Raw genomic sequence first — 12274 nt, 5'->3', positions numbered from 1 at the left:
TCGTCGAGATCCCCCGCCACACGCGGGCGGCGACGTGACCGCCGGGCCGGACGGCGGCCGGTACGGCCGGGACGTCTTCCGACCCGAACAGGCGGGTGAGGGCGAGCGCATCGACTTCGGCGCCCTCGCCTACGACCGGACCACCATGGCGCGCCTGCGGGCCCTCGGGGTCGGGCCTGGATGGCGCTGCCTGGACGTCGGGGCCGGCACCGGCACGGTCTCGCGCCGGCTGCTGGACGAGGCCGGGGTCGAGAGCGTGCTCGCCGTGGACCGCGACCTGCGCTTCCTCGCCGAGCGGCAGGTCCCGGGGCTGGATCTGCTCGAAGCCGACGTCACCGCTCCGGATTTCTCCCCCGGTCGGTTCCGGCTCGTTCACGCCCGCTTCGTCCTGATGCACCTGGCCGAACACGACCGCCTGATCACCACGTTGGCCGGACTGGTGGAGCCCGGCGGCGTGCTGGTGCTCGGTGACGCCGTCGACCTGACGAGCGACCGCACCCCGCCCACCCCCTACACCACGGCGATGCGCGCGATGTGGCAGGGACTGCGGGCCACCATCGGCACCGACGTCTCGTGGGTGCCGTCGTACCCACAGTTGCTGCGCGGGGCCGGCCTCGAACGCGTCGGCGCCGAGATCCACGTACCGCCGCTGCTGCCGGGCAGCCCCATCAGCCGCTTCTGGGCGGACACCTGGGAGCGCAGCAGAACGGCGATGGTCGCCACCGGCCTGGTCGACGACGCGGCGATCGACGGTGCGGCCCGGTACCTGGACTCCCCCGACTGCGCCGCCCTGTCGGCCGGCATGCTCACCGTCTGGGGCCACAAGCCGCAGACGGCCCCGCACTGATCGGCACGCCCACCGCCCGGGCGACCTGTGGCGTTCCGCGCCGAGCCTCTTCACGCGCTGTGCAAGGATGACGGCACCGTACAAGAGATGATCTTGCAAGGGGGGCTTGCGCGCTCATGAATCATCGTCCCGTCCGAATACCGTGCCGCGGTTCGTCGAAGGCGACCACCGCCACCGCCACCGCCACCGCCACCGGGACCGTTGGCCTCGGTCCCGCGGAGCGGGCCGTGTCCGTCGCACCGCCACAGCCGGGCAACGAAGGCTCCGCGTCATGTCGTTGACCCGCCGCACCGTCCTCACCGCCATGGCCGCGGCACCGGTCCTCGCCTCCACCGGAGACCCACGGGCGACCGGTCACGAACCGGCCCTCGCCGCCGAAAGCCGGCCGACGAGCAGCACCGGCCCGAACGCACGGCACAGGTTCGACCTGCGGGCCGAGCCCGTCGATCTGTTCGGCGGCGAGATCCGGCTCAAGCAGGGCAGGGTGCACCAACAGGTGGCCTTCGATCCGGTGACCGGCCTCGCCTACGTGACGCAACTCATCAGCGACGGTCGCCGCCTGGCCGACGAGCCCGCCGCCGTATCCGGCGTCGACCGCGAGCGCCGGGGCGATCTGTGTGTCAACGAGGTCACCCCCGAAGGCGCCGTCCGCGCCGTCATGTACCTCAGGGGCGTCGGCCACGGCGGCGCACTCGGCGTCGAGCACGTCGACGGCCGTCCCTGGCTCTGGTTGGAGACCGACGCCGATCCCGTCGAGACCGGCTTCGCCTACGGCAAGCGCGTCGGCCGCGTCGCGTTCACCGCCGACGCCGTCGTCGATGCGGGAAGCGGCCAGATCGAGGTTTTCGACCCCGTCCCGGGATCCTCCCGTGTCACCCCCTCCCTGGACGTCGCTCACGGCCGCATGGGGCTGCGCCACGGACCGCCCGGCGCCGAGGAGTACCGCGTCTACGAACTCGACGCCTTCAAGAACCGCGCCTTCACCCCGCTGTACGGCTTCCCGTCCCGTTACCGCACCCAGGCCTGGTGCCTGTACGGGGATCTCGTCTACCAGAACGAGGGCAGCGCCTACGGCGCCACGAACCCGCGCCCGGGCAACTCCTGGTGGAACGTCTACGACATCACCACCGGCGAGACGATCGAGCGGACCTTCAACGCCACCGCCCTCGACCTTTCCCACCGCGAGACCGAAGCCATCACCGTGCGCCCGACCCCCGACGGACCGCAGCTCGTCTTCGGCTTCGCCACACAAGAACCAGGACCCCGCCAGATGGCCCTCTACGGCATCACCAGCACCACCGACGGCACCGGCGACCACGTCCCGTGGACCGCCTTGGACTACAACACCGCCCTCTACACCCCCAACTCCGACAACTACGTCCCCCAGTACCGCCAGCTCGGCAATCGCATAGACGTCCACCTTCGGCTGGCCCGCACCGACGGCACCCCGTGGACCAACGGCGAGACGATCCTCGTCCTCCCGCCGCACATCCGGCCGAACCGAACGCAGGGCATGATCGGTCAGACCACCGGCTCCGGGGTCACCGGTTCCCTCACCGTCCGCTGGGAAGTCCTCACCGACGGATCGCTGCGCGTCTTCGACCAGCGCACGTTCAACGGCTGGATCGGGCTCGACGCGGGCTACTTCACCAGCTGAACCCGTCTCGTAGGGCCTCGGATCCTCCGCCTCGTCCGCCTTGCGGAGCTCGACCCGCTCCCGCGTCCCTCGCGGGAGCGGGCCGACGCGATCGGCCATCCGGTCGTACCGGCACGCCACGCGCTGGTGACGTGACGGACCCCGATCGCTCCGACCGCTAGTCTCCGGACCGTCGGCGGCCCCCGTCCCGGCCGGAGCGGGACGAGCCGGAACGGACGAGCCCGAGCGGACGAACCGGGGCGGACGAGCGGGTGCTCCCGGACTCATCACGGAGGAATCATGCGCAAGGTCGTCTCGGGTCTGTTCGTCTCGCTCGACGGCGTCGCCCAGTCGCCGGACCAGTGGCAGTTCGCCTTCGACGAGGAGATGGGTGCGGCGCTCGGCCGGACGATGGAGTCGGCCGACACGATCCTCCTGGGCCGGGTGACGTTCACCGAGTGGGCCGGATACTGGCCGTCCGTGACCAGCGGCGGGGACGCCGGGTTCGCGAAGTGGATCAACGAGTCGCCCAAGTACGTCGTCTCCTCGACGCTGGACAGCGCCGAGGAATGGGCGAACAGCACTCTGATCAAGGGCGACCTGGCGACCGCGGTCCACGAGCTCAAGGCCGGCGAGGGCAAGGACATCACCGTCGCGGGCAGCCCGACACTGGTCCGCTCGCTGCTGGAGCAGGACCTGCTGGACGAGCTGGTGCTGCTGATCCACCCGGTGGTGGCCGGTGAGGGCCGCAAGAAGCTGTTCGCCGACGACGCCGCCATGAAGAGGCTGGAGCTCGTCGGCGCTCAGCCGACCAGCAGCGGGGTGATCATCGCGACCTACCGCCCGGCACGGTGAACCGACGCCCGCGGCCCACCGCGCGGCCGCGGAGGCGGGCGCCGCTCAGAAGCGCGATCGCGAAGAGAGGGGTCGCTCAGGAGCGCGCACGCCCGGTCACCCCAGGGCTCCTTCTTCCAGCGCGTCTGAGGTGGGCCGCGCGGTGCCGCGGGTGGTGACGAGGCGGGCGTTGCCCTCGGCCAGGGCGTAGCCGATGCCGACGACGGCGATCTCGCCGGCCTCGACCTGCTGCGACAGCAGGCGGGAGCGGTCGAGGAGCAGGTCCACGGTGTGGCGTATGTGTTCGTCCACGAATTCGCTGTCGGTGGTCAGGCCGGCGGCGCGGGCGGCCAGGATGCTGGGCGTGACGCGTTCGACCACGTCGCGGACGAATCCGCCGACCTTGGAGCCGTGCTCCACCGCGTCGCGGGCCGCGGCGACGGCGCCGCAGGAGTCGTGCCCGAGCACCACGACCAGGCGGGCGCCGAGGATGTCGGTGGCGTATTCGACGCTCCCGAGGACCTCCGGGCCCAGGACGTGGCCCGCGGTGCGTACGACGAACAGGTCGCCGAGCCCCCGGTCGAAGATGATCTCGGCGGCGAGTCGTGAGTCGGAGCAACCGAGGACGACGGCGAACGGGTCCTGCCCGGGGGCGAGCTCCGAGCGGCGGGCCGCGTCCTGGTTGGGGTGTTCCGGCGTGCCGGAGACGAAACGCTTGTTCCCGGCGAGCAGGGCGTCGAGAGCGACCGCAGGTGAGGTTCTAGGCATGCGCCCCACCCTAAGGTCCGCCGAACGGACCGGCCCGACGGGCCCACCCTGAACGGCGGCCCGGCCACCGGAGGGGCCCCGCGACCCGAGGTGCCGGCCCGCACTCCACCGCTCTCCGAGGGCCCGGCCCCACGCGGGCGCTGCCGGGCGGTCAGCGGACCCGGTGGGCGCGGACCCGTTCGTGGTCGAGGGCGAGCCCGAGGCCGGGCGAACCGTCGGCGCCGGGCGCGAGGGAGGCGACGGCGGCCAGGACGAGCATGGTGCTGTCCCGGCTCAGAGTGCCGTCGGCCTCGGGCCCGTCGGTGGGCACGGTGAACACGGACGTGCCCACCCGCCCCACAGTCGGGACGTCACCTCCCGTCCTCCGCGCCGGGCCGGTCCTTGCGCTTGTGGCCGCCGGGCAGCAGCTCCTGCACCTTGGCCTTGAAGCCCTGGCGGATCATGTCGGCCCGGTCGCTGTCCCCCTTGAGGATCGAGGACGCCGCGGCCTCGATCTGGTCGAGCGACGCGTGCGGCGGAATCGGCGGTACGGCCGGGTCGGTGACGAAGTCGAGCACACAGGGCCTGTCGGCCGCCAACGCGGTCTCCCAGGCCCCCTGGACCTCGTCGGGCCTCTCCACCCGGATGCCGTGCAGGCCGATGAGCCGGGCGAAATCGGCGTAGGGGACGTCGGGAATCGACTGGGAGGGCAGGAACTGCGGAGCGCCCGACATGGCGCGCATCTCCCAGGTGACCTGGTTGAGGTCCCGGTTGTTCAGAACGGCGACGATCAGGCGGGGATCCTCCCACTCCTGCCAGTACTTGGCGACGGTGATCAGCTCGTTCATGCCGTTCATCTGCATCGCCCCGTCGCCGACCAGCGCGATCGCCGGACGGTCGCCGTGGGCGAACTTGGCGCCGATGACGTACGGAACACCCGGCCCCATGGTGGCGAGCGTGCCCGAGAGCGAGCCCCGCATCGCGCCGCTCAGCCTCAGATGACGGGCGTACCAGTTGGCGGCGGAGCCGGAGTCCGCGGCCAGGATGACGTTCGGGGGCAGGAGGCCGTTGAGGGCGTGGGCCACGTACTCGGGGTTGATCGGGTCGGCGTCGACGGCGGCACGCCGCTGCATGACCTCCCACCAGCGGGCGGTGTCCTTCTCGATCTTCTTGCGCCAGCCCTTGGCCTTGCTCCCCTTCAGCAGCGGCAGCAACCGGTCCAGCGTCTCCCGGGCATCGCCGACCAGGTTCACCTCGAAGGGGTAGCGCAACCCCACCATGTGCGGGTCGATGTCGATCTGCACGGCACGCGCCTTGCCGAACTCCGGCAGGAACTGCGTGTACGGGAAGGAGGAGCCGATCACGAGGAGGGTGTCGCAGTCCATCATCAACTCGTACGACGGCCGGGTGCCGAGCAGGCCGATGGAGCCGGTGACGTACGGCAGGTCGTCGTCCAGGGCGTCCTTGCCGAGCAGCGCCTTGGCGACGCCCGCGCCCAGACGTTCGGCCACCGCCATGACCTCCTGGCGGGCGCCGCGCGCCCCCTGCCCGATCAGGATCGCCACCTTCTCGCCCGCGTTGAGCACCTCGGCCGCACGCGCCAGGTCCGCGTCACCGGGCACCGGCGCGTACTCCGGCATGCCGAGGCTGGACGGCACCATCTTGAAGGCGTGCTCGGGCGGCGAGTAGTCCAGTTCCTGCACGTCGGCGGGGATGATGACGGCCGTCACCGACCTCCGCGCCATCGCCGTGCGCATGGCCCGGTCGATCACGTTGGGCAGCTGCTCGGGGACGGTGACCGTCTCGCAGAAGTCGGAGGCGACGTCCTTGTAGAGGGCCATCAGATCGACCTCTTGCTGGTACGAGCCGCCCATGGCGCTGCGATTGGTCTGCCCGACGACGGCGACGACCGGCACGTGGTCCAGCTTCGCGTCGTACAGACCGTTGAGCAGGTGGATCGCACCGGGCCCGGAGGTGGCGGCGCACACACCGACCCTGCCGGAGAACTTGGCGTACCCCACGGCCTCGAAGGCGGCCATCTCCTCGTGCCGGGCCTGGATGAACCGGGGGGTGTCATCGGCCCGGCCCCAGGCGGCGAGCAGCCCGTTGATGCCGTCGCCGGGATACGCGAAGACGTACTCCACGTCCCAGTCGCGCAGGCGCTGGAGGACGTGGTCGGAGACCTTGATCGACATGGTGGGGACCTTTCGGTGGAGGTTCTCTTGCGGAGACCGCGGGTTCTTCGGGCCGCTCCCTGCGGGTGAGACGCCCACGGGGTTCCGGGCGGCGTGTCACGGGACGCGTCGGCGTCGCAGGGCGCCCCGGCCGGCGGTGCCCGCGACCGCCGCGGTGAGGGCCACGGCGCCGGTGACCCCCGCCGCGGCCGTCCAGCGGGCCGTATGGGAGGGTGCGTCGGGACGTCGGGCGAGCCGTTCGGACTGCCGGCCGGGAAGGTTCCCGTCGAGTCCCAGGGCGAGCGCCTCCGCGAGGTGCAGGGCCCGCCGTCCGGTACCGCCCCGCTCGATCCGGGTGCGGGAGTTGCCGACGCCCGCACACCGCATCACCGCGCGGGTGAAGGAGTGCTCGTCCTCCGGAAAGCCGAGGCGGGTCGTGGGCGTGGCGGGCCGCCACGTCGGCCCCGGACGGAGCTGCCCGTCGACCGGATGGGGATCGACGACCTTGCCGGGGTTCATCCGGTCGTCACCTCGGCGTCCACGTCCTTCCGCAGCGCCCGCTCGAGCCCGGCCAGATCCAGCGCCAACGTTGTGCGAGCCATCCTGGGGGGACCGCCTTCCCGGCCGTGACTGTGCGGTGCGAGGCCGCGAGGCACCGCCCAGGCATGGAGTACCCGGCACCGGGACGGACAAGGTGCCGTTCCCGAAGATTCACCGAAGTCGGGTAACCGATTCGCCCAGTCACCCGCGGAACCCGGTACCCGCAGCCGGCGGGGCGAGGACCACCGGGTCCTGGGCCCTGCCGGGAGCGGGCGGAGACCGGGGGGCGAGCGCTGTCGCCGCCCTCGGACAAGAGACCTTCCAGGACCTGCGCGTCACCGGCGCCCCGAGCGTCGCCTTCCCCGGACGACCCCCACCGTCGCGGAGGCGACCGCGGCGACCGCGGCGGCGACGGCCGGGTGACGGGCGAGGGCCGCCTGGGCCGACCGGCCGTGGGCGGTCGAGTCGAAGACGCCGTGGGCGCCGTGGTCGGTGCCCTCCCGCCCGTCGACGGGTTCGAAGAGGTTGCTGTCGCCGGTCGGCGGGAACCGATCGGTCTGCTGGGAGTCGAACCCGGTGCGGGCCAGGTAGCGGTCCAGGAGCGCCGGGGCCAGACGATTGGCCCAGATCGTCGCCACGGTGGTCGCGCCGATGTAGTACTGCTTGCGGCGCGGACGGTCGGCGGCGTGCAGCACGCCGCGAGCGGCGACCTCCGGCTGGTAGATGGGCGGCACGGGCCGCGGGTGCCGGGGCAGCCGGTTGGCGACCCAGGAGAACTGAGGGGTGTTGACGGCCGGCATCTGCGCGATGGTCACGCGGACGTTGCTGCCGCGGTGCAGCAGTTCGGTGCGCAACGAGGAGGTGAAGCCGTTGATGGCGTGCTTGGCCCCGCAGTACACCGACTGCAGGGGCACCGATCGCTCGCCCAGGGCCGAGCCGACCTGCACGATGGTGCCCTCGTCGCGGGGCACCATCCGCTTCAGGGCCGTCCGGGTGCCGTTGACGAAGCCGAGGTAGGTCACCTCGGTCGCCCGCAGGTACTCCTCGGGCGTGACCTCCTCGAACGGCGCGAACACCGTGCTGAACGCGCAGTTGATCCACACGTCGATGGGACCGAACTCCCCTTCCGCCGCCTCGGCCGCGGCCTCGATCTGGTCCGGGTCCGCCACGTCGGCGACCCGCACCAGAGGCCTGCCGCCGAGGGCCACGACCTCCTCCGCGGCCGCGTCGAGTCCCGCCCGGCCGCGGGCGATCAGCACGACCCGGGCGCCGCGCTCGGCGTACAGGCGCGCGGTGGCACGGCCGATGCCGGCACTGGCGCCGGTGATGACGACGGTCTGAGGCATGTCAACTCCTTGCTCGACGGCGGGTGTCGTACGGTGCGGGGCCCCGGGCCAGACGGGCGGCGGTCTCCAGGAGCAGGGCGTGCACGAAGGCCTGCGGCAGGTTGCCGCGCAGCTGCCGCTGGGCGATGTCGAACTCCTCGGCGTAGAGGCCGGACGCGCCGCAGGCGCTCCGGTTGCGCTCGAACCAGCGGTGCGCCTCGACCGCGTTCCCCTGGTCGTGCTCGGCGAGGGCCATGAGGAAGCCGCACAGCAGGAAGGCCCCCTCGGCCTCGGCCAGGGGCCGGTCGTCGTGGCGGAAGCGGTAGACGAAGTGGTCCTCGGCCAGGTGCTCGCGGCACGCGGCGAGGGTGGCGAGGGTCCGCGGGTCGTCGGACGGCAGGGCGCCTCGTACGGGGGGCAGCAGGAGCGCCGCGTCGACCGCGGGGTCGCCGGGGCTGCGCTGCCAGTGCCCGTCGGGATGCACGCCGTGGGCCGAGGCCTCCGTGAGGAGCGTGTCGGCGAGACCGGTGCAGACGCCGGAGAGGCGTCCGCCCGGCGCGACGCCGGCCAGCCCCCGCAACCCGGCGACGCAGGCGAGCCTGCTGTGCGTCCAGAGCCGGTCGTCCAGTTCCCAGATCCCGGCGTCGGGATCGCGCCGGCGCCGGGCGATGGCCTCCACGGCGGTCTCCGCCGCCTTCCACCCGTCGTCGTCGAGCCGGTCGCGCCGTGCGGCGGCGGCGAACAACAGCAGGGCCTCGCCGAAGCAGTCCAGCTGGAACTGGTTCTGCACCTGATTGCCGATCAAGCTGGCGCCGCCCGGGTAACCGGGCAGGCCGAGCTGCTGCTGACGCGGTACGGGAGCGCCCTGCACGGTGTAGGCGGGCGCCAGGTGGGGACCGTCGGCCAGCAGCCGCTCGCCGACGAACCGAACGGCCGCGTCCAGGAGCTCCGGCGCGTCGGCGGCACCGGCGGCCTGTCCGGCGTAGCTCTGGTCGCGGATCCAGACGTACCGGTAGTCGTAGTTCCGGCCCTCCTCGGCCCGCTCGGGCAGGCTGGTGGTCGCCGCGGCCACCATGCCCCCGCCGGCGGCGGTCAGCCCGCGCAGCACCGCGTAGGAGCGGCGGGCGTCGGAGGCGGCCTCGACGTGCGCCAGCGGAGGCACGGCCCGCGCCCACGCCCGTTCCGTGGTGGCCCAGGCGTCCTCGGCCGACGGGAGGGCGGACGGCAGGGGGGAGGCGGAGCACTCCAGGACCAGGTCGTGGCTTTCACCGGGCCCCAGCACCAGGTCGGTGGTCAGCCCCTCGGGGCGGGGCTCGGCCGATGCGGCGCCCTGCCAGCGCACACGGTGGCGGCCGGCGCTCAGGTGCCAGACGCCCCTCTCGTCCCGGTGCGCCGACGACCATGCGGTACGGCCGTAGTCGGCGTACGGGGCGAGCACCACGCGCACGCGGGCGGCGCCCTCGGCCGCCTGCACCCGCCGCAGCAGGACGAGGCGGTCCGCCTCGCCGGGAAACGCCAAGGCGTCCCGGCACCCGACGACCCCCTCGGTGGTCACCCATCGGCTCCGCCAGATCAGCGTGCCCTCCTCGTAGTGCCCGCCGGGCACCCACGGGCTGCACGGGGTCACGGCGTACACCCCCTTGCCGCCGATGAGCGAGGCGAAGACCGCCTCGTCGTGCCACGTGGGGGCGCAGAGCCAGCTCAGAGCGCCGTCAGGGCCGATCAGGCCGCCGCGCTCCCCGTCGGCGACGAGGGCGTAGTCGTGCAGCGCGTGGGGTGAGAAGGATGTGCTGCTCATCCGTGCCGTCTCCCGTTGGTTCCACCGGACCCCCGGTCCGAGAGCCGCAGCTCGGGGAGGGCGCTGTCGCGCCCCGCCTCCGCAGGTTCGGAGCGCACCTGCCCTGCGCGGCGCGACCGGTGCCGGGGCATCCGCGCCGGCGGATCCCTCGTGCCGACCCTGCCGCTCCGGCGCCACGAGCACCGCCACGGCTTCGGCTACCCGGCTGTACGGCGTCTAAGTGTCGGCGGCCGCCTTGACGTCATGCCCCGGTCCGCGAGGTCGAGAGCGCTCGGGCGGGTGCGGTGGCGCTCGGCGGGCCTTCGGCGTCCCTCTGCGCTCAAGGGGGCGTTCGCATGCGTCACCGGAGCACCTCACTGTCCCGGCGGGCCACCACCACGGTGCGCAGGGGGAACGCGACGAGCAGTGCGAGTGCGACGAGGAGTCCGCTCACCCACAGCGGCCCGAGGCCCCCGGCCGCGGTGTCGAGGGTGGTGGCGGCGATGAGCGGTCCGGCGGCGGCGCCGGTGTTGAGTGCGGCGGTCGCGTAGGAGCCCGCCATGGTGGGGGCGTCGGCGGCCTCGTAGAGGATCCGCGTGATCAGGGTGCTGCCCACCGCGAACGACAGCGCTCCCTGGGCGAAGACGAGAACGAGCAGCGCGACCGGCCGGTCGGCCAGCACGGCCAGGGCCGGCCAGCCGATGAGCAGCGACGGGCCGCCGGTGGCGAGGACCAGGCCGGGGCGCTGGTCGGACAGCCGTCCGGCGGCGGTGACGCCGAGGAAGGACCCTGCACCGAAGAGCACCAGGACGACGGAGATCCACAGCTCGCCCAGTCCGGCGGTGCCGGTCACGACCGGAGCGAGGAACGTGACCCCGGCGAAGGTCGCCGCGTTCACCAGCGCGCCGAGCAGCACGACCAGGAGCAACCGCGGGCTGCCGAGTTGCGCGAGCTCCGCGCGCAGGGTCGGCCCGTCAGCCGCTTCCTTCTGCGCACGGCGCGCCGGGATGCCGGTGAGGACGCCCACGGCCGCGGGCAGGCAGAGCGCGGCGACGGCCCAGAACGTGGCACGCCAGCCGAGCAGGCTGCCGAGCACCGACCCTCCGGGGACGCCGACGACCACGGCCACCGTGGTTCCGGACAGCAGCACGGCGAGCGCGCGGCCCTTCCGCCCGGCGGGGACCAGAGTGGCGGCGGTCGTCAGGGCGACGGCGAGGAACCCGGCGTTCGCGAGCGCTGCGACCACCCGGGTCGCGAACAGGACCGGGAAGCTGGCGGTGGCGGCGCCCACGGCGTGGGCTGCCAGGAACACGAGGACGAACCCGAGCAGGCTCGATCGTCCGGGTCGGTTGCGGGCGAGCGCGGCCGTGACCGGGGCGCCGACGGTCATGCCGATCGCGTATGCGGAGGTGAGCGCGCCCGCTGTCCCGACGGTGACGCCGAGACCTGAGGCGATGTCCGGCAGGAGGCCGGCGAGCATGAATTCCGAGGTGCCCATGGCGAAGACCGCCAGGGCAAGCAGGTACAACGGGAGGGGCATGGAACGGGCTCCGAGGTGAGGAGAGGCACGAGAAGGTCATCTCGTCACCGCGGCCAGCCCCGGGGCGCACGCGTCCGGCCGCAGAACGCGGCGCGACGACAGGCTGTGGGCTCAGTGGTTCAGGGGGCTGACGGCGTGACCGAAAGCCCCCATCCTGTCTGACTCAGGACTCGACATGGCCCGCACGCTACCCGATCGACGTCCGCCGAAGCACCCCGGTCGCACCGGCACCGACCGGTACCGCCGATGTCGTGTCCCACGACGCCGGTGCGGCGCCCCGGCGATGGTGCGGCGTTCGTCGATCCGGGCCGCCTCCGCAGCGGCCGGGGCCGGCGAAGCGGCGGAACGGCCGTCCCGCCGTGGGCGTGGAGGGGGTCCTGTGAGAAAGGCTGCGGCCGCGAGAAGAGGGAGCGGCCGCAGCCGCGCCGCGGGTATCCCTACCCGTGCGTCCCGTCCATCCTCGCCTCTGCGGCCCCGAAGCCGGGCGCGGCGGTGGAAACCGACGCACAGGTCCACCCGGACGGGCCATCACGGCCACCCGGACGGCCCCGGACAGGTCCGGGGCCGGATCGGAGCCACGTTCATGCACGCGGTGGTGGGGCGGCCGGGGAGGTGCTCCGTCCGGTGTGGTGTCCGGGCGGACCGTCCTGCCCGGAGTCGCCGTTCCGGTGGGGTGCCGGGGGCGCGGCCCAGGACGGCGCGGCCCAGGACGGTCGGGGCGGTCCGGGTGGCGGCACGAGCCCGAGATGCGCCCATGCGGCGGGTGTGGCGACCCGGCCGCGGGGCGTCCGGGCCAGCAGACCCTCCCGTACGAGGAAGGGCTCGGCGACCTCCTCCACCGTCTCGCGCTCCTC

General features: G+C 73.2%; 10 protein-coding genes and 1 pseudogene. 3 read left to right on the top strand and 8 right to left on the bottom strand.

What is annotated here, in order from left to right; translation table 11 throughout:
- Positions 1–34 precede the first annotated feature (34 nt).
- From ACZ66Z_RS31880 to ACZ66Z_RS31870, 3 genes are all read left to right on the top strand, one after another.
- Complete coding sequence (locus ACZ66Z_RS31880) at positions 35–847, top strand: methyltransferase domain-containing protein (protein ID WP_469939027.1); 813 nt, start codon at positions 35–37, stop codon at positions 845–847.
- A gap of 271 nt (positions 848–1118) precedes the next feature.
- Positions 1119–2504, top strand: coding sequence for a phage baseplate protein (locus ACZ66Z_RS31875; protein ID WP_469939026.1), 1386 nt, complete (start codon positions 1119–1121; stop codon positions 2502–2504).
- Between the two features lie 279 nt (positions 2505–2783).
- Positions 2784–3338: a dihydrofolate reductase family protein gene (locus tag ACZ66Z_RS31870; protein WP_469939025.1), complete on the top strand. Its 555-nt coding sequence runs from the start codon at positions 2784–2786 to the stop codon at positions 3336–3338.
- Between the two features lie 96 nt (positions 3339–3434).
- Here the strand turns inward: ACZ66Z_RS31870 and ACZ66Z_RS31865 are convergent, their stop codons facing one another.
- The 8 genes and pseudogenes from ACZ66Z_RS31865 to ACZ66Z_RS31830 form a co-directional block, all read right to left on the bottom strand.
- Positions 3435–4085: a carbonic anhydrase gene (locus tag ACZ66Z_RS31865; protein ID WP_469939023.1), complete on the bottom strand. Its 651-nt coding sequence runs from the start codon at positions 4083–4085 to the stop codon at positions 3435–3437.
- A gap of 151 nt (positions 4086–4236) precedes the next feature.
- The gene (locus tag ACZ66Z_RS31860; RefSeq protein ID WP_469939022.1) at positions 4237–4416 is read right to left on the bottom strand and encodes a hypothetical protein; all 180 of its coding nucleotides are present in this window, start codon (positions 4414–4416) and stop codon (positions 4237–4239) included.
- A gap of 19 nt (positions 4417–4435) precedes the next feature.
- Complete coding sequence (locus ACZ66Z_RS31855) at positions 4436–6259, bottom strand: thiamine pyrophosphate-requiring protein (RefSeq protein WP_469939021.1); 1824 nt, start codon at positions 6257–6259, stop codon at positions 4436–4438.
- 96 nt (positions 6260–6355) lie between these two features.
- Positions 6356–6766 (bottom strand): annotated as a pseudogene (locus tag ACZ66Z_RS31850) (hypothetical protein); the annotation flags it as partial.
- Positions 6767–7113: 347 nt separating this feature from the next.
- Positions 7114–8124: an SDR family oxidoreductase gene (locus ACZ66Z_RS31845; protein ID WP_469939020.1), complete on the bottom strand. Its 1011-nt coding sequence runs from the start codon at positions 8122–8124 to the stop codon at positions 7114–7116.
- A 1-nt stretch (position 8125) separates the two neighbouring features.
- Positions 8126–9901 carry a glycoside hydrolase family 15 protein gene (locus ACZ66Z_RS31840; protein ID WP_469939018.1) on the bottom strand — a complete coding sequence of 592 codons (1776 nt, stop codon included), beginning with the start codon at positions 9899–9901 and terminating at the stop codon, positions 8126–8128.
- Positions 9902–10241: 340 nt separating this feature from the next.
- The gene (locus tag ACZ66Z_RS31835) at positions 10242–11420 is read right to left on the bottom strand and encodes a Cmx/CmrA family chloramphenicol efflux MFS transporter (RefSeq protein WP_469939016.1); all 1179 of its coding nucleotides are present in this window, start codon (positions 11418–11420) and stop codon (positions 10242–10244) included.
- 581 nt (positions 11421–12001) lie between these two features.
- Positions 12002–12274: Holliday junction DNA helicase RuvB C-terminal domain-containing protein (locus ACZ66Z_RS31830; RefSeq protein ID WP_469939015.1), on the bottom strand; the 273-nt coding region annotated here is incomplete at its 5' end.

Source organism: Streptomyces sp. NPDC107498, assembly GCF_055582805.1.
This window is presented reverse-complemented; position numbering and strand designations above follow the sequence as displayed.